This is a genomic window from Pseudomonas sp. XS1P51, assembly GCF_054897845.1.
In genome coordinates, this window is sequence record NZ_CM142707.1 from 6,265,228 (window position 1) to 6,283,085 (window position 17,858).

General features: G+C 59.7%; 17 protein-coding genes. 7 read left to right on the forward strand and 10 right to left on the reverse strand.

Annotated elements, in window-relative coordinates; translation table 11 throughout:
- The first annotated feature begins 11 nt into the window (after positions 1-11).
- Together ACYZUD_RS29005 and ACYZUD_RS29010 are read left to right on the forward strand one after the other, a co-directional pair.
- On the forward strand, positions 12-971 hold the full coding sequence (locus tag ACYZUD_RS29005; protein ID WP_462021269.1) for a diiron oxygenase: 960 nt from the start codon (positions 12-14) through the stop codon (positions 969-971).
- Between the two features lie 14 nt (positions 972-985).
- Positions 986-1,786, forward strand: a complete 801-nt coding sequence (locus ACYZUD_RS29010; RefSeq protein WP_462021270.1) for an N-acyl homoserine lactonase family protein — start codon at positions 986-988, stop codon at positions 1,784-1,786.
- Positions 1,787-1,890: 104 nt separating this feature from the next.
- On the opposite strand, the gene ACYZUD_RS29015 is transcribed toward ACYZUD_RS29010, so the two are convergent.
- The 5 genes from ACYZUD_RS29015 to ACYZUD_RS29035 all read right to left on the reverse strand — a co-directional run bounded on the left by ACYZUD_RS29015 (position 1,891) and on the right by ACYZUD_RS29035 (position 6,812).
- Positions 1,891-3,321: an aminotransferase-like domain-containing protein gene (locus tag ACYZUD_RS29015; protein WP_462021271.1), complete on the reverse strand. Its 1,431-nt coding sequence runs from the start codon at positions 3,319-3,321 to the stop codon at positions 1,891-1,893.
- Positions 3,322-3,541: 220 nt separating this feature from the next.
- Complete coding sequence (locus ACYZUD_RS29020; RefSeq protein WP_462021272.1) at positions 3,542-4,246, reverse strand: hypothetical protein; 705 nt, start codon at positions 4,244-4,246, stop codon at positions 3,542-3,544.
- A 69-nt stretch (positions 4,247-4,315) separates the two neighbouring features.
- Entirely contained in the window at positions 4,316-4,522 is a 207-nt protein-coding gene (locus ACYZUD_RS29025) for a hypothetical protein (RefSeq protein ID WP_462021273.1), read from the reverse strand.
- A gap of 59 nt (positions 4,523-4,581) precedes the next feature.
- Positions 4,582-6,099: a sensor histidine kinase gene (locus ACYZUD_RS29030; protein ID WP_462021274.1), complete on the reverse strand. Its 1,518-nt coding sequence runs from the start codon at positions 6,097-6,099 to the stop codon at positions 4,582-4,584.
- Positions 6,096-6,812, reverse strand: a complete 717-nt coding sequence (locus ACYZUD_RS29035) for a response regulator transcription factor (RefSeq protein WP_462021275.1) — start codon at positions 6,810-6,812, stop codon at positions 6,096-6,098. The genes ACYZUD_RS29030 and ACYZUD_RS29035 overlap by 4 nt, the downstream gene beginning before the upstream one ends.
- A 151-nt stretch (positions 6,813-6,963) precedes the next feature.
- Between ACYZUD_RS29035 and msrB the strand changes: the two genes are divergently transcribed.
- Genes msrB through msrA form a run of 3 tightly spaced genes read left to right on the forward strand, consistent with a single transcriptional unit; the run spans position 6,964 to position 10,022 of the window.
- A complete protein-coding gene (gene msrB, locus ACYZUD_RS29040) occupies positions 6,964-7,482 on the forward strand; it encodes a peptide-methionine (R)-S-oxide reductase MsrB (protein ID WP_462021276.1) in 519 nt (172 codons plus the stop codon).
- Positions 7,483-7,513: 31 nt separating this feature from the next.
- Entirely contained in the window at positions 7,514-9,283 is a 1,770-nt protein-coding gene (locus ACYZUD_RS29045) for a cytochrome c biogenesis protein DipZ (protein ID WP_462021277.1), read from the forward strand.
- Between the two features lie 31 nt (positions 9,284-9,314).
- On the forward strand, positions 9,315-10,022 hold the full coding sequence (gene msrA / locus ACYZUD_RS29050) for a peptide-methionine (S)-S-oxide reductase MsrA (RefSeq protein WP_462021278.1): 708 nt from the start codon (positions 9,315-9,317) through the stop codon (positions 10,020-10,022).
- 22 nt (positions 10,023-10,044) lie between these two features.
- Here msrA and ACYZUD_RS29055 read toward each other — a convergent pair whose 3' ends face one another.
- Positions 10,045-11,058 (reverse strand): sensor domain-containing diguanylate cyclase, encoded by a 1,014-nt coding sequence (locus ACYZUD_RS29055; protein ID WP_462021279.1) that lies wholly within the window; start codon positions 11,056-11,058, stop codon positions 10,045-10,047.
- A gap of 75 nt (positions 11,059-11,133) precedes the next feature.
- Positions 11,134-12,039 carry a LysR family transcriptional regulator gene (locus tag ACYZUD_RS29060; RefSeq protein WP_462021280.1) on the reverse strand — a complete coding sequence of 302 codons (906 nt, stop codon included), beginning with the start codon at positions 12,037-12,039 and terminating at the stop codon, positions 11,134-11,136.
- Between the two features lie 102 nt (positions 12,040-12,141).
- Here ACYZUD_RS29060 and ACYZUD_RS29065 point away from each other — a divergent pair, with 102 nt between their 5' ends.
- Positions 12,142-13,317 carry an acetylornithine/succinylornithine family transaminase gene (locus ACYZUD_RS29065; protein WP_462021281.1) on the forward strand — a complete coding sequence of 392 codons (1,176 nt, stop codon included), beginning with the start codon at positions 12,142-12,144 and terminating at the stop codon, positions 13,315-13,317.
- Between the two features lie 279 nt (positions 13,318-13,596).
- Here ACYZUD_RS29065 and ACYZUD_RS29070 read toward each other — a convergent pair whose 3' ends face one another.
- The 3 genes from ACYZUD_RS29070 to ACYZUD_RS29080 all read right to left on the reverse strand — a co-directional run bounded on the left by ACYZUD_RS29070 (position 13,597) and on the right by ACYZUD_RS29080 (position 16,814).
- Positions 13,597-14,100: a P-loop NTPase family protein gene (locus ACYZUD_RS29070; protein WP_462021282.1), complete on the reverse strand. Its 504-nt coding sequence runs from the start codon at positions 14,098-14,100 to the stop codon at positions 13,597-13,599.
- A gap of 123 nt (positions 14,101-14,223) precedes the next feature.
- Positions 14,224-16,155 (reverse strand): alkaline phosphatase D family protein, encoded by a 1,932-nt coding sequence (locus ACYZUD_RS29075; protein ID WP_462021283.1) that lies wholly within the window; start codon positions 16,153-16,155, stop codon positions 14,224-14,226.
- 62 nt (positions 16,156-16,217) lie between these two features.
- The gene (locus ACYZUD_RS29080) at positions 16,218-16,814 is read right to left on the reverse strand and encodes an NAD(P)H-dependent oxidoreductase (RefSeq protein WP_462021284.1); all 597 of its coding nucleotides are present in this window, start codon (positions 16,812-16,814) and stop codon (positions 16,218-16,220) included.
- Positions 16,815-16,904: 90 nt separating this feature from the next.
- On the opposite strand from ACYZUD_RS29080, the gene ACYZUD_RS29085 reads away from it, so the two are divergent.
- Positions 16,905-17,804 carry a LysR family transcriptional regulator gene (locus ACYZUD_RS29085; RefSeq protein WP_462021285.1) on the forward strand — a complete coding sequence of 300 codons (900 nt, stop codon included), beginning with the start codon at positions 16,905-16,907 and terminating at the stop codon, positions 17,802-17,804.
- Positions 17,805-17,858: the final 54 nt, after the last annotated feature.

The window sequence follows — 17,858 nt, forward strand, 5'->3', positions numbered from 1 at the left end:
GGTATCGCGTCATGCAAACTGCAATCGAGATCGCCAAGGTCGATCATCAACTGGTGATACGCCTGAATCAGGCGTGGACTAAAAGAGCCACAGTCTGTGCTCCGGACAAGGCTGGAGTCAGCGAAGCGTTTGATCCGACACGCCCGGATTATCCGGAGTGCATGGTGCCGTTTTTCCATCACCCGAAATTCCAGGCCCTGAGCGATGAACTCAAAAGCACCGTGGTGACCTGGGGCTGGATCGGCTACAACCTGCGCACGGTGACGGCCGAAGAGCATGTGGTGAACCCGGCGCTGAGCGTCATCGCCAATCAGTACCTGGGCAAGAACGACTGGCATTTTCGCGAGGCGATGCAGCAGACGCTGATCGACGAGCACTACCACACGCTCATGCACCTGCGGGCCATTGAGCGAACCAAGGAAGAGCGGGCGCTCGATCAGGATCTGGACTTGCCGCCATCGGTGACCTACCTGCGGCTGATCGCCCTGCGTGAGGAACTGCCCGAGCAGTGGCAGCGCGACCTGGCCGCGATCACGTTTGCGGTGGTGGCCGAGATCAGCGTCAACGCTTATCTGGATCTGCTGGCCGACGACCAGAGCATTCAACCGCAAAACCGTCGCGTGGCCGAGCTGCACAACCGCGACGAATATGCCCACAGCAAGATTCTCGCTGAAGTGGCCAAGGTCATGTACGCGAATATGCAGCCGACCCAACGGGCATTTTTCGCACAGACGTTGTCGGTTGCGCTGAGTGCCTTTGTCGCCCAGGACTACTCGATGTGGGAGGCGATTCTGACGCAACTGGGGGTTGAGGAGGCCTCGCTGATCATCGCCGACACCCGGGAGAGCAACAAGAACGCCACGATCATGCGTGACTACAGTGGCTTGCATCGTCTGGCTCAGGATCTGGGTATTACCGACGAGATCGATTTCGACTTCCGTCCGACCCTCAAAGCTACCGCTGTGGCCTGAATCAGGAGGTGCCCATGTCCGTTCCTGTGTACGAAGTGTTCGCCATCCGTGTCGGCGCCAATGCCCAGCGCACCGCTCGGGAGAACTTTCTTTACGACGCGTGCTGCGGTGATCCGAATGCGTCCATGCCGCTGGACTATTACTTCTGGGTCATTCGCAACGAGCAGCAAGTGATTGTGGTCGATACCTGTTTTCAACCGGCCACGGCGGATCGGCGCAACCGTCAGATGTATCGCCTGCCGGAAGAATCCCTACGCCAACTGGACATTGATCCGGCACAGGTCGACAACCTGATCCTGACCCATCTGCACTGGGATCATGCTGGCAATCTGGGGTTGTTTCCAAAAGCCACGGTGCATTTGCAGGAAGCGGAATTGCGCTTCTGCACCGGGCCGAAAATGGCCCATCGCACGGTGAACAAAACCTACGAGGTCGACGATGTGATGTCGGCGCTGCCACCGCTGTTTGAAGGGCGGATGCGCCTGCACACCGGCAGTGTCGAGGTGATTCCCGGTGTGACACTGCACCCGGTGGGCGGGCATACACCCGGTAGCCAGGTGGTGCGGGTGAATACCGAGCGGGGGTGGATCGTTCTGGCCTCGGATGCTGCGCATCTGTGGGTAAACATCCGTGAGCGCAGTCCGTTTCCGATTCTGGATGATCTGGCGCAGACGCTTGAAGCGTTCATCGAAATCGACCGTCTGGCCGACAGCGAAGACCACGTCATTCCAGGCCACGATCCTCTGATCGCCGAACGCTTCCCGCACTGGAATGACGACCCGCACATCATCTGCCTGCACGAAAAGCCATTCTGAACGCCCCCGCCCCGTGTAGGAGCTGCCGAAGGCTGCGATCTTTTGATTTTGATGTTCAAGATCAAAAGATCGCAGCCTTCGGCAGCTCCTACACGGAGGTGTACCTAGCCTTGGTTTTTGAGTAGTTGGCCCAAGGTCGCCAGCGCGTCATCGATCCGCGGTGAATACGGCGCACCGCAACCAATCCGCACAAAGTGATCGAAGCGCTTGGCGTTGGAAAAGATATCCCCAGGCAAAATCTGGATGCCGGCCTTCAATGCCTCATGAAAAAACGCCATGGATGAATGGTGGCGAGGCAGTTCCACCCACAATAACGTGCCTCCTCGAGGATTGGTCACGCTGGTGCCTGGGGGGAAATAGCGCGTGATCGCCGCGCTCGTCTGTTGGCGTTGTTGCGTCAGGATTTTCCTCAACCGACGCAGGTAACGCTCGTAGGACGGTGTCCTCATGAATGCACTGACTGCCAGTTGCGACAACACTTCGCAGCCCCGTGTCTGCGTGTGCTTGAGCATTTCCACGCGGTCGTGCCATTTCCCCGCGCTGATCCAGCCCAGACGCATGCCCGGTGCCAGGGTTTTGTTCAGCGAGGCGCAATAGATCACGTTGTCGGTGCGGTCCCAATGTTTGAGTGTGGACAACGGCTGCTCGGTATCTACCAGGTCACCATAGGTGTCGTCCTCAATCAGCACCGTGTTGTACTCGGCACACAGTTGCACCAGGCGCGCCTTGTTGGCGTCGGGCATGATGCTGCCCAGCGGGTTTTGCAGGTTGGGAATGACGATCAACGCCTGAACCCGTTCGGGGCCTTGCAACAGTTGTTCGAGGGCAAACAGATTGATCCCCGAGTGAGTGGTCGCGGGGACTTCCAGCACCCGCAGGTTCAGGCTTTCGAGAATTTGCAGCAAACCGTAAAAGGTCGGCGACTCCACGGCCACGGTGTCGCCGGGTTGGGTGACCGCGCGCAAGGCCAGGTTGATGGCTTCGGTCGCGCCGTTGGTGATCACAATCCGCTCCGCGGTCAGGCTGGCCTTGGCGGTCAGCGCCCGTCGGGCAAGGATGCTGCGCAATGTGCTGTTGCCGCAGGTCGAACCCTGTGCGCCGAGCAAATGCTGATCCTGGCGCAATGCCTTGATCATATGATCCTGCAGGGTTTTCAACGGATAGAGTTCCGGCGCGCAGTAGGCACTGGCGAAATTGACCTTGATCGTCGCACGCTGGCTGGCCTTGAGTACCGATGACACCTGTTCGTGAATGCCGACGTAGACGCCGGTGTCGAGGGGCGGGGGAGGCGCGATCGCCGCAGGTTTGGGCAATGTGTCGGGCTGGCGAATGTAGTTGCCGGAGCGCGGCCGGGCTTCGAGAACGCCATAGACCTCGAGTTCCCGGCACACCTGCACCGCGGTTGACAGGCTGACGGCGTGTTTTTCCATCATCAGCCGAATGGAGGGGAACCGTTCGCCGGTTTTCAAGGTGCCGCTGCGGATCGCGTCGAGGTAGTGGTTGGCTAGCTGACGATACAAGGGGAGCGTGTGCATGATGACCTCAGCAATCGCACCACTGAAGTCTTGGGCTGGAAAGTGAGTTGACGCTCCCCGCAGGCGGACCCGTGGTGCTCAAGGGTTAAGGGAAGTGTTTTTCTGGTGTCGATACTGTGAGAGTAATCGCGCTTTTGCCGGAATCACGGGCAATAAAAAGCCCCGCTCTAGGGCGGGGCTTTTAGGTCAGTGGCGCCCGAGGCGCTGCTGATAGGTCGTGTTACTGCGCGGCGATGCTGTAGCCATCGAACGCGGTTTGCTGCTGAAGCGCGGTAATGATGTTTTTGCGGTTAACCGCTTGTTCGGCCCCGGCATTGTCCAGGAACGTCTCGCTCTCCAGCTCCGCTTCATCGCCTTCGCCCACGAAGGTGAAGCCCAGGAACTCCAGGGCCTTACGGTCAACGTTCAGTCGTGAACGCGGGGTGCGCAGCGGCAGCGTGACACTGATGCCGTCCTTGCTGATGGTGAACACTTCGGCGTCTTTCTTGGCACGAGCCGCTTTGCTCTTGCCACTGGTTGGGTTGCTGATCGCCTGGTGGGTCTGGTTCAGCAATTTCAGCGCCAGACCGTAGACGATTTCCTGAAACGCCGGGTCGTCCTTGAAGCTGGACAGAATGCGGCTGATCGGGAATTTGCTGCTCAGGTCTTCAAGGGCCGCAATATCGGCAGCCTCGGCGTCCTTGAGTTGCTTGAGTTCGCCCATCAGTTCGTAGGCTTTATCGTCGTCGAAGCGATCGTGAGCCTGGCGAATCGCGGCGCGCAGCTCGCGGAGCTGGTCGCTTTCCCGGGTAGACTGGAAAGCGTCCAGGACCATCTCGCTGATGGTCTTGGCCTGGGGCACGTGCTGTGAAAGATTGATGGAGTTTTCGTATTCCGCTTTGGACGACAAGGTGACTACGGATTCAGCGGTATTGGAATCGGACATTGAAATTTCACTACTTCTTTTAACTTGGATTGAGGCGAGAAAGCACAGGGCCTTTTCAGGCCGCCTAATCTATTGGACCTGCGCTGCGTTGTCACGGATGAACAGGCGAACGGGGGAAATATCTGCCCGAATTCCACCTGTATGCCACCCGTAGGAGCTGGCGAAGCCTGCGATCTTTTGATCTGTGGCGATGCTGGATTTGTTGAAGATCAGGATCAAAAGATCGCAGGCTTCGCCAGCTCCTACAGAGGGGCGGTCTTCAGTGATCAGGAACACCGGATAAAACCTGATTGAGCGCCCGGCGTTTTAGCCGTTGCTGCGGCTGGAGCCGCCGGCTATTTGCCCAGCGAATTCAGATTCATCGACCGAACCGCCCATTGCTCTGCCGTTTGCTCATCCAGCGGTAACGAGAAGCGGAAGGTCGCGCCGCGTCCGGGAACATCGATCAGCTGGATTTCGCGGCCGTGCAATTGCAGGATCCGGTGGACGATTCGCAGCCCCAGTCCGCCATCGCGCCGTGCGCCGCCAATGTTGAACGGACGCAGGAACAGGCCCTCGCGCAGTTCGGGAGCGATGCCGGGACCGGTGTCGCTGACGGTGACTTCGACAAATTGTCCCTGTGGACGCAGGCTCAGTTCAATTTCTCCGCCCTGAGGGGTATGGCGCAGGGCATTGTCGAACAGGTTGGTGAGCACCCGTTCGATCAGCCCCAGGTCGGCGCAGGCGGCTGCCACGTTGGGGGCGAAGCTGGCCTTCAGTTCGACCTGGCGCGCCTCGGCGGTGAGTTCGAATTTCTGGAAGATGTCCTGCACCAGATCGGTCAGGGAGAAGCGCTCCAGTACCGGTTGTACGAAGCCGTGTTCCAGGCGCACCAGTTCCAGCAGTGATTGCGCCAGACCTCCGACCTTGCGGCTTTGATCCAGGGCGATGCCCAGGTAGCGACGGCGGTCGGCGGGGGACAACGTGGCGTCCTTGAGCGACAGGGTTTCCAGGTAACCATGCAGCGAGGCCAGTGGCGTGCGCAGGTCATGGGAAATGTTTGCCACCAGTTCGCGGCGCTCCTGATCCTGGCGGGTCAGCGAGCGCCATTGTTCACTGAGGCGCGCTTGCATCTGCCGGAAGGCTGCGTCGAGCACGGCAATTTCATCGTGGCTGGCGGCTTTTTCCACCGGTGCTGATGCAGGCGGCGTGACCGGGATGCCATCGATGTCGAACTGGCTGACGGTTTCGGTCAAACGACGCAAAGGTCGGGTGATCAGCGCAAATGCCGTGAGACCGGCGATCAGGCACAGCAACGCTACCAGCCCGATGGACAACAGGGCGGTATTGAGTGCCGCGCTGGTAGCGCCCCGTTCAGCCAGGCGATCGTGGTCTTCGCCGAGCAACACCACGTAGAGATACCCAACCGGCTTGCCGTCGACCTTCAACGGTGCGGCGCTGAACACCTTGCGAGCATCGATGCTGCGCGGGTCGTCGCCGAGAATCGGCAGGGCATCGCCCTTGAGCAGGCGCTGGATGGGCGCGAGGTCGACCCGCTCCCGATGAATCCGACCTTCGGGGGCGGCGCTGCCGACAATCTTGCCCTCGGTGTTGAGCAGATAGACCTCGACACTGGGGTTGACCCGCATCAGCTGGCTGAACAAATTGCGCACGGCATCGGGCATCAGGCCTTTGGTGTCCATCAGCACCGTGTCACGGGCGATGTGTTGGGCCAGATCCCGCGACAGCCCTTGCACCACTTCCTGTTCATGCATCTGGTTGGAGCGCACCTGCATCCACGCCGAGGTGCCGCAGCACACCAGCAACAGCACGGCGAATACCAGAGACAGGCGTTGAGTCAGGGTCAGCCTCATGGCTGCTCCTCCCTGACCGCGAATTTATAGCCACGACCCCACACCGTGAGGATGCGTACCGGTTGTGCCGGATCGGTCTCGATCTTCGCGCGCAAGCGGTTGATGTGGGTGTTGACGGTGTGCTCATAACCTTCGTGGCTGTAACCCCACACAGCGTTGAGCAAGTCCATGCGCGAGAACACTTTGCCGGGCTGACGGGCGAAGAAATACAACAGGTCGAACTCCCGTGGCGTGAGGTCGAGGCGGCGTCCGTCGAGGGATACGTCGCGGGTGATCGGGTCGATGGAGAGGCCATCAGTGATCAGGCTGCCGGCGTCCATTTTCAGGGTGCGGGCCATGGCGTCGACCCGCCGCAGCAGTGCTTTGACCCGGGCTACCAGCTCGAGCATGGAAAAAGGTTTGGCCAGGTAATCGTCGGCGCCCAGTTCGAGCCCGACAATCCGGTGCATTTCGCTGGAGCGCGCGCTGGTGATGATGATCGGTGTGTAACGGGTCATGGCGCGGGCGCGGCGGCAGATTTCCAGGCCGTCGACGCCGGGCAGCATCAGGTCGAGGATCAGTGCATCCCAGCTTCCTTGCTGCAGCAGTCGCATGCCTTCATTGCCGTCGGCGCAGTGCACCACCTCGAACTGCTCATCGCGCAGATGCAGGCAGATAAGGTCGGCGATATGCAGGTCGTCCTCGACCACGAGGACACGTTTGGTCTGTTCCATCCAGCTCAATCCTTCGGCGCAATGAGCGCATTGTGCGGGTTTTTCGGGGCCTGAGTTATCACGAATTGTTTAACTCTCCGTGAGGATTTGGCGATCAACCCAAGCCTAGGCTGTGTTCCATGTCAGGCACCTGGATTTTTCGGAGACGACCATGTTTTCACGACGGCAATTTCTTTGGGCGAGCGGTGGGCTGGGGGTTGCAGCCCTGGCAATCGGTGTATTGCCAAAATTTTCCGCGAGTTCCGTGCTGATCAGTGATGCCAGTGCGGCGCAGGTATTTGAGGTGACCCACAGCGACAGCGAATGGCACGCCATTTTGAGCGACGAGCAGTACGAAATCCTCCGTGAAGAAGGCACCGAACGGGCCTATAGCAGCGCGCTGAACAATGAGCACCGTGACGGTACGTTCGCCTGTGCCGGCTGCGATCTGCCGCTGTTTTTCTCCGCCACCAAGTTCGACAGCCGCACCGGTTGGCCGAGTTTCTGGGCACCCCTGGACAAGGCCGTGGCCACCCGTCAGGACCGATCCTTCGGCGTGTTGCGCGAAGAGGTGCACTGCCGACGTTGTGGCGGTCATCTGGGCCATGTCTTCGACGACGGGCCCAAGCCCACCGGTCTGCGTTACTGCATGAACGGTCTGGCACTGACCTTCGAACCGCAGGCGGCTTGATCCTTTCACTCACTTTTTGCAGGTCGACGCTATGTGGCTTCTGGTTCTCGCTTATCTCGGTGGTGTGCTGACGATTGTCAGCCCGTGCATTTTGCCGGTCCTGCCGTTCGTCTTCGCTCGCACCGGGCAGCCGTTCATGAAAAGTGGCTTGCCGCTACTGGCGGGGATGGCGCTGACCTTCGCGCTGGTTGCTTCGTTGGCAGCGGTCGGCGGTGGTTGGGTGGTGCAACTCAATCAGTACGGCCGCTGGCTCGCGTTGCTGTTTGTTGCACTGTTCGGGCTGACGTTGTTGTTGCCGCGATTGGCCGAGCGATTGACGCGCCCACTGGTGGCGGCGGGCAGTCGGTTGTCGGAAGCCGCGGGTGCCGATGCCCGGCCGCGTCCCGGCGCGTCATTCCTGATCGGCGTCGCCACGGGACTGCTCTGGGCGCCCTGCGCCGGGCCGATTCTGGGCTTGGTGCTGACCGGGGCGGCGTTGCAAGGGGCAAGCATCGCGACCACGTTGTTGTTGCTGGCCTACGCAGCAGGTGCTGCCACCTCCCTTGCCGTGGCGCTGCTGCTGGGCGGTAAAGTGTTCGCAGCGATGAAGCGTTCCATCGGTGCTGGCGAGTGGGTGCGTCGAGGTCTGGGGGCTGCGATGCTGGCCGGTGTGACGGCGATTGCCCTGGGGCTGGATACCGGGATTCTGGCGCGGGTTTCGACGGCATCCACCGGCGGAATCGAGCAGGCGCTGGTGGGGCGATTGGCCGGCAAGTCACCCAGCGCTGGCGGTGCGATGATGGCGCGAGACCCCGGCGGTGCGATGAAAGCGGCTGACAAGGCGCCGGGCACGTTGCCTATTGAGGGCAACCTCCCACCGCTGGACGGCGCGGTGCAATGGCTCAACTCGCCACCTCTTACGGCGCAGGCATTGAAAGGCAAAGTCGTGCTGGTGGATTTCTGGACCTACTCCTGCATCAACTGCCTGCGAACCCTGCCGTATGTGAAGGCCTGGGCCGAGAAGTACCGCGATCAGGGCCTGGTGGTGATCGGCGTCCATGCACCGGAGTTTGCCTTCGAGCGGGATGTAGGCAATGTCACCAAAGCCATGAAAGACCTGGGCATCAACTACCCGGTGGCGATCGATAACGACTACAGGATCTGGCGTGCTTTCAACAATGAGTACTGGCCGGCCCACTATTTTGCCGACGCGCAGGGCCGCATTCGTTATCACCACTTTGGTGAAGGCGATTACGCCGAATCAGAGCGGGTCATCCAGCAACTGCTGCGTGAGGCGGGTGCCGCGAAGGTGGCCGATGGCCTGATCAATGCCAACGCCGAGGGGGTTCAACTCGCGCCGGACATGAACGAAGTGCAATCGCCGGAAACCTATGTCGGCTACCAGCGTTCGGAGCATTTTGTCCCTGAAACCAGCCTCGTGTCCGACAAGGTGACGACCTACAGCCCACCGTCGCAATTGGCACTCAACGACTGGAGCCTGGATGGTCAGTGGAATGTCGGTTCGGAGCGGGCCACTTCAAGTGCACCGGCCAGTCGCATCGTCTATCGCTTCCACGCTCGCGACTTGCATCTGGTGCTGGGTCCCGGCGCCGACGGTAAACCGGTGCGTTTCAAAGTGCTGATTGACGGCAAAGCCCCGGGCGATGCCCACGGCACGGACGTAGCGCCCGATGGCAGCGGCAGCGTGACCGAGCAGCGCTTGTATCAACTGGTGCGCCAGCCCGGTGGTGTGACCGACCGAACCTTCAGCATCGAGTTTCTCGATCCGGGTGTCTCGGCGTATGCCTTTACGTTCGGTTGATCGCCCTTTCATTTTTCCAGGAGTTAGCCCCATGAAAACCTCGTTCACCTGGCGCCGCGCCCTGTTGGGGCTGGTCGCCGCTGGCGTCATCGGCCAATGCTCGGCGTTCTCTTTCGGCGCCGCTGAGGAAGCGGCCATCATCCCTCCACCGACCCTCGACGAAATTACCCAGGCTCGCAGCGAAACCGCGGTCTTTGCTGGCGGTTGCTTCTGGGGCGTCCAAGGGGTGTTCCAGCATGTCAAAGGTGTGAAAAAAGCCGTCTCTGGTTACGCCGGCGGTGCTGCCGATACCGCTCGATATGAACGGGTCAGCGATGGCGATACCGGTCATGCGGAATCTGTAGAAGTCACTTTCGACCCCGCTCAGGTCAGCTATGGCACCTTGCTGCAAATCTACTTCTCGGTGGCCCACAACCCGACCGAACTCAATCGTCAGGGACCGGACACCGGCACCCAGTATCGGTCGGCGCTTTTCCTGCAAAGCAGTGAACAGCAACGCGTGGCTCAGGCTTACATCGCCCAGCTCGACGCCGCACATTCATTCAACAAACCGATTGTCACCAAACTGGAAACCTACAACGGCTTCTACCCAGCGGAAGAGGAGCATCAGGACTTTCTGACCGAGCATCCGACCTATCCATACATCGTGATCAACGATCTACCGAAGGTGGCGCAGTTGAAGCAGCTGTATCCGCAGCGGTATCAGGAAAAACCGGTGTTGGTGAAGGCGGGGATGTGAATAGAGGAAGAGGGCATGGCCCTCATCCCGAAATCACATTTTTGCCCGCTATCTTCGACCGATACAGCGCCTGATCAGCCCTGGCCAGCAGTCCGGTCTGCTGTTCTTCTTCAAAGCGCTGAACCACGCCAAAACTCATGGTCACTTGAAAGTCCCCCACCGGCGGCAAGTTTGCCAGGGCATCGCGTATTTTCTCGGCGAGGGCCCTGGCAGCGGCCAAGGGGGTATTGGGCAGGAGCATGATGAACTCGTCGCCGCCCCAACGCGCCAGCAGGTCACCGTCGCGTACGCATTTTTTCACGCCCTCGACCACCTGCACCAACGCGGCATCACCCAAGGCGTGGCCGTAGTGGTCGTTGATGTTCTTGAAGTCATCGATGTCCATGGCGATCAGTGACAGCGGCTGTCGAAACCGTTGGGCGCGGTCGCATTCCTGGGGCAGGGCTTTTTCCAGGCGATAGCGGTTGGCGATTGAGGTCAGGGTGTCGGTTTCCGCCAGTTTGCGGTTTTCTTCGAGTTGAATCTGCAGTTGGTGATTGACCCGGGATAACTCTCGCGTGCGTTCTTCGACGATGGCTTCGAGGGATTGATTACGCCGTTCAAGCTCTTCGAACAGGCGTTTCTTGTCTTCGATACTGCGGTGCGCACCGACCATTCGTGCCACCGAGCCGTCGGCATTACGTGCCAGTACGTAGCCGCGATCTTCGATCCAGGTGTAAGTGCCATCGTGCATGCGGCAGCGATACTCGGCCTGATAGCCGGGCGATCGTTGATTCAGGTAGTCATCAAACAGCGCCATGACCTGCTGGTAATCGTCAGGGTGGATGACGTTTTCCCAGGTGAACACTGAGTTGTCGAGGGAGTGCGGGGCGTAGCCGAGCATCTCGTACCAACCCGGATTGCGGTAGACGAAGCCGGTATTGGCGTTCCAGTCCCAGATGCCATCGCTGACCAGTTCCAGAATGGTGTGCAGCATGTCTTCATTCAAATCAGACAAATTGAATTTCAACGGCTCGATATTCGATGCCTCACCCATCACCGCTCTCCCTGCCGCACTGATATCAACGTGTTCCGCCTGCCGAGGAGATTAGTCCATGGCGTATTGAACCGGCTAGTACTGACCCCACATCTGCAACGCGAAGTCGACGAAACTACGCAGCTTCGGCAGCCGGTAGCGGTCCTGGGCGTACATGAGATTCATTGGTCGGCTCGGCAGCTGATAACCCTGCATCAAGGCCATCAGTTTTCCATCCTTGAGATCTTGCTCCACCAACGCATCCGGCAGCATCACGATGCCCATGCCGGTTCGCGCCGCCTGATGCAGCCCTGCCGAGCTGTTGATCAGCATCGGGCCATTGACCGCTACAGCGACTTCGCCTTCAGGGCCACTCAGGCGCCATTGTTTTTCCACTGAGTGCCAGTCATCGCCAGCGGGATAGGCAAAGGACAGGCAGTCGTGGTGTTGCAGGTCATCAGGTTTTTCCGGTACGCCTCGACGCGCCAGGTACTTCGGTGATGCACACATGGTCAGGGTGTAGGGAAGAAGTGGGCGAGCAATAAGGTTTGTCTGTTCGGTAAAGCCCAAGCGAAAAGCGACGTCGAAACCATTTTCGAGCAAGTCCGGGCGCCGGTTGGTAAGGACTACGTCCAGTTTGACGCGCGGACAAAGCAGGGCGAATTCGCTCAGCGCCGGCGCCAGTTTTTCGGTGCCGAACGTCAGTGGAGCAGTGATGCGCAGAGTGCCGCTCGGCTCGTCGAGGGCCTGCTCGGCCAGGCGTTCGGAATCGGCTACCAGCCCCAGTACTTCGAGACAGCGTTGATAGTAAGCCGTACCGAATTCCGTCAGGCGCTGGCGTCGTGTCGTGCGGTTGAGCAAGCGCACACCCAGGCGATGCTCCAGCGCTCGCAGATGATTGCCGACCATGGTCGTGGACATTTGGCACTGCGAAGCGGCGCCGGTCATGCTGCCGGCCTCCACTACTTTTACGTAAACAGTCATTGCCTGGAACAAATCCATTATCAAGCTCGACTTTAAAATGATTGAAGTGTTGCAGCGTTTATCCAGTTCAGGTGGCTAACCATACTGCAAAAACACCGACAATTGATGGAGCCTGATGTCATGACCGCCGCCTGCCTGATGAGCACTTACCAACCCTTGGCCCTGAGTTTCAACAAGGGCCTGGGCACACGCCTGTGGGATCAGGCCGGTCGTGAATACCTGGACGCGGTAGCGGGCGTGGCGGTGACCAATGTCGGTCATTCCCACCCTAAAATCGTTGCCGCCATCAGTGAACAGGCCGGCCTGCTGTTGCACACCTCCAACCTCTACAGCATCGACTGGCAGCAGAGGCTGGCGCAGAAACTCACGCGGTTGGCGGGCATGGAGCGGGCGTTCTTCAACAACTCCGGTGCCGAAGCCAACGAGACTGCATTGAAACTGGCGCGGTTATACGGTTGGCACAAAGGTATCGAGCAGCCGCTGGTGGTGGTTATGGAGAACGCTTTCCATGGCCGCACGCTCGGCACGTTGTCCGCCAGTGATGGTCCTGCCGTGCGCCTGGGTTTCAATGAACTGCCGGGGGATTTCGTCAAAGTGCCGTTTGGCGACCTCAAGGCGCTGGACAAGGTGCAGCAAGCCCACGGCCCGCGCATCGTGGCCATTTTGATGGAGCCGATTCAGGGCGAAAGCGGCGTGCAACTGGCGCCGCCCGGTTATCTCAACGCCGTGCGCGAACTGTGCAACCGGCGCGCCTGGTTGCTGATGCTCGACGAAATCCAGACTGGCATCGGCCGCACTGGCCAATGGTTTGCGTTCCAGCACGAAGGCATTGTCCCGGACGTGATGACTCTGGCCAAAGGCCTCGGTAACGGTATCCCCATCGGCGCTTGCCTGGCCCGGGGCAAAGCCGCCTATCTCTTCACCCCCGGAAGCCACGGCAGCACTTTCGGCGGCAATCCACTGGCGTGCCGAGTCGGGTGCACCGTGCTGGAAATCATCGAAGAACAGGGCCTGCTGGAAAACGCGAAACTGCAGGGCGAACGTTTGCTGGCCAGATTGCGCATTGAGTTGGCGGACGACCCGAACGTCCTGGCGATTCGCGGCCAAGGCTTGATGATCGGTATCGAACTCAAGCAGCCGATTCGCGACCTGACATTGATCGCCGCACGGGATCACGGTTTGCTGATCAACGTGACACGGGGCAAGACCATCCGCCTGCTACCGCCGCTGACGATTGATGAGCGGGAAGTGGAGATGATTGTCAGAGGGGTTTGTCGGGCGGTGAAAGCGGCCTGAATATCTCGGGCTCTCACGATCCCCCTGTAGGAGCTGCCGAAGGCTGCGATCTTTTGATCTTGATTGTCGGCGGAGCTGGAATCGCCAGGATCAAAAGATCGCAGCCTTCGGCAGCTCCTACAGGATTGGTGTCTCCTTCAGTGCCATCAGCTTTCCAGCCCATAAGTTAGCGATCGACTTGAGCAATCGTTTCGCATTTTCTTTCGAGCTTAAAAGGTAAGCGGTTTCATCAATTGTTTTGGAACTGGCCGCAGAGCCTTTTCCAAAGTGATCGCCAGATCATTTGGTTTTTCGCATAGAGCGTACAAAAGCCGTAATTTCAAGGCGGTCCATCAACTGAAGTTTTGAACCGATAAATCCTTCGAATAGCCGCTGATGCGCAGCAAATCCACTGGACCCTGCGCGCGTCCGATAGCTGCCAGCCCACTCCAGCAAGGCAATCAACAACTCGTCATGGTCATCACGCCCGGCTTCTCGCTGGCGAATATTGGCGACGCATTCTTCCTCTTCAACACACAGCCAGATCAGCGCCGTCGCCCGGTGGATGAGTTCGCTGACTATCCAGCCGTAAACGCCTTCGATTACCCAGCGTTCTTCACTCGCTGCGATCCGTGCCATCCCCAGCGCCTCGGCTCGGGGGCGGGCGATGCTGCATTCGTCGGACAACCAGTGAAGGGTATCCAGATCAACCCTCGGCACTTGCAGATGTTCGGCCAACCGCCCGGCCAGCCAGCTTTTGCCCGAGCCGGAGTTGCCGATGATCAGCGTTCGGGTGAGGTCCATAAGCAACACCAATCAACTGTGGGAGCGAGCTTGCTCGCGAATACGATCTGTCAGTCACTGCTATGGTGACTGGCATGCCGCATTCGCGAGCAGGCTCGCTCCCACAGGTTTTGCGTGTGACCCTCAGTCTTCATTCTCCGGCGCCACCATCCGCGTCTTCGGCGAACCATCCGCATTCAGCTGATAAATATCCTGCGGCTGACCTTTCTCATTAAAGAACACCTGCCCGACTCCCGCCGAATTCCACAGCCGCTCACCGGCTTCAGCGTGCTCGGGAACATGCGGAACAATGCGCATGCGCCGACGTTTGGTCAGCCAGTTCAGCGGTGAGCGCGGCGAGTAGAGCCAGCGGTTGAGGCGGTCGAACCATTCGAGCAACGCGGGTGGGAATTCGTTTTTGATGCCGCTGCTGGTGACCTGCCAGATTCGCGGACCCGCCTTGCGGTGTCGGATCAGTACTTCATAGACGAAGGAATAATGCACATCGCCCGACAGCACCACGTAGTTACCGGGTGTGCGCGAGTGTCGGAAAATATTCAGGATCACCTGGGCCGCGCCGCGATGGGCCATCCAGTTTTCAGCATCCACCAGCAACGGAAAACCGCACCAACTGAAGACGCGCTGTACGGTTTCGATCAGTTTGACGCCGAACACCGGCGCCGGCGAAACGATGATCGCTGACGGATGATCCAGCAGTTCCTGTTGCAGTTCGCTGAGGGCTTCCCAGTCCAGCAGGCCGGAGGGTTGCTTGAGGGTCATCTCACTGCGCCAGCGCCGGGTGCGAGTGTCGAGCACGACCATGGCCGGGCGGGTGGGCAGCACGTAATGCCAGTTCTGAAAACTCAACAGTTCATCGATCAAGCCGTCCTGAACGTCGCTGTCCAGATAACGGTCCTGCCCGGTGGCACTCAATAAACGGGTTTTCTCCAGCACGCCGTCGAACGCATCCGGATTATTGCCCCAGCCCTGACACAGCATGTAGGCGATCAGCGCATTGCCGATGATGCGTTTGGAGAACGGATGGCCGTAGGCCGTTTCCTCCCATTGCGCGGAAAGATTCCAGTCGTCGGTAATATCGTGGTCGTCGAAGATCATCAGGCTCGGCAGATGCGCCAGCGCTCGGGCGACGCCGCCAAGGCCGGCCTTGAAGCCATCGATGCGTGTTTGCTCCAACGCATAACGTTCGCGTCTTTCCGGAATCAATTTCGGCGGTTTTGGCGCGATCAACGTCCAGGGCGTCGGCGACCACACCAGCAGGTACATGGCCATGACTTCGGCGAACGTCACCAGATGGTTGTCGGCACTGCTGCTGGTGAAAATCGGCTTACGCGCCCCGCCGAAAAATCGCTCGCGCAAGGTTTCGTTGCTCTGCAGCGCCGGTAACAAATCCGCACGATGGTAGTAACTGGCGGCGTGTTCATAGAGTTTGGCGCTGTCGCTGACCACCGCACCTTCGAGGTGTTCGCCGAACAATCCCAGCCGCTCGATCAGGGCATGGATCGCCCGCAGCGTTGGCCCGGCAACATCGTCGGCGTAGACCTGATCGCCGCTCATCATCAACAGTGCCGGGCGATCTTGCGCCTCGTGCTCCGTCGCCAACAAGCGATCGACACAGAGCAAACCATCGGGCGCCGGGAAGTGCGGTTTGCGGCAGGAGCCGTGCAGCAGTTGATCAATCCGCGAGCGCAGCACGAAGTTCGGGCAACGGGCGTCGCCGTACAGCAAGTGCGGAGCCCAGTCGGCGATGCCAGACTCAGAGCCGTCGTCCTCGGTGATCAGCAAGTCGTACTCGATCAACGTGTCGCAAGGCAGTGCAGCCTCCAGCGGCACATCGATCAAGTGAATAAAAGCATGGGTGCCGACCGGGATAACGGTGCACTGCCCGGCATCCAGTCGGATGTCATCGCGGTTTTGCAGACGCAGGGTTAGGGACAGCGCCCGCGATCCTACAAGCCACAACACCAGGCGTGCAGGCTCCAGCCGCCGCAACAGCGGCCCGACCAGAACCGGTGGCAGTGAAGTGCAATCGTCAGGCAGTGGCAGTGATTCGGACATCCGGGTTCAAGACTCTTGGCGCACAGGCCGGCGATGATAACGCAGGTGGTCGCTGTTACCAGTCAAGCCTCGTGAGTAACCTTGCGGTTCGCCTGTTCTATCGGTGTTTGTGACGCATTGGCGCGTTGAAACTGCTCGATCCTGGCACGGTAGTGAGTGGCGATAACGTTCAGTTCCGGGCCCGGCAGTTTATTGGCCCGATAGACCAGGAATGGATCGTTCCAGGCCCATTGGCAGCGGTGCGCAGTGGCGCGCAAGGGTTGCAGCAGTTGCTCAAGGGGAAACAGATTTACGCCGGTTTCGCTGTAGGCCTCGGGCGTGTTACCTGCGGTGGCCGCAATCATGACCGGCAGTCCCTCAAGCTTCATGCCCTGAGTTTCGTAGGCGATGTAGTACATCTGCGTCAGCACACTGTCCTGCCAGGTTTTCAGCAGCGCCGGCGTCGAATACCACTGCACCGGAAATTGCAGCACCAGCCGTCGCGCCGATAACAAGCGTTGCACTTCCGCAGCGATGTCCACTTCATCGGTCGGATAAAGCCCATACAGATCGACGATGGAGACGCCCTCCAGATCCTTCACGGCATCGAGCAAGGCGCGGTTGGCGTGGGAACGGCCCAGGTCAGGGTGAAAACTCAGAATCAGCGTGGTGTCGTTCATGGCATGGCCTGTTCAAGTGAAGGAGCCCCAGCGTGCCAGCGTGCTATAAATTGCTCCAATGGATGAATTGTCTAATTAGGTATTGATTCAATGAATCTGCGTTCCGTGGACCTTAACCTGCTGACCGTGCTGGATGCGTTGCTCGACGAAGCCCACGTATCCCGTGCCGCTGAGCGTGTCGGCCTGTCACAACCGGCGGCGTCCAATGCCCTGGAGCGTTGCCGGCATCTGTTCCAGGACCGCCTGCTCGAACGGGGGCCGGGCGGAATGCAACTGACCCCCAAGGCCCAGGCCTTGCGCAGCCCGCTGAAGCAGATATTGGGCTCGGTGAGCACGCTGGTCGGCGCAGCCAATGCCGACCTGAGCACCCTGCGCCAAACCGTGCGCATCGTCATGGCTGACTTCCCGGCGATCATCGTGGCGCGGCAGCTACACCAACGCCTGGCGGAGTTGGCACCGGGGATCGACCTGGTGATTCAACCCTGGCAGGGCGGCGAGGCGGCTCAGGAAAGCTTGAGTCGCGGCCAAAGTGATCTGGCCATGTCCGTCTTCCCGAGCCTTGGCCCCGACTTCACCCGACGCCTGCTGTTGCACGAACATTTTGTGGTGGCGATGCGTGCCGGGCATCCTGCAATTGCAGACTTCGATCTCGACCGCTGGTTGAGTTATCCACATGTGCTGGTGTCTGGCCGGGGCGCAACCTGGGGCCCACTCGATGAGATGTTGAAAGGAATGGGACTGTCGCGACGAGTCGGGATCGTTGTGCCGAGTTTTGTCATGGTTCCGGATCTGCTGGCAGGGTCGGACTTGATTGCAATGCTGCCCAGTCAGTGTCTGTCGATGCCGATCGCCAAGGCGCTGCACACGGTGGAACCGCCGATTGAGGTGGAGGGGTTTGCGGTGCATCTGGCCTGGCATAAACGGCGAGATGAGGATGTGGCGGTGCAGTGCGTGGCGCGGGTGTTGGAGACGGTGATAAGCGCTGGCTGACCTGCATGACATCCACCTCGCCATTGGCCACCAGCCATCGGAACACATCGGTCA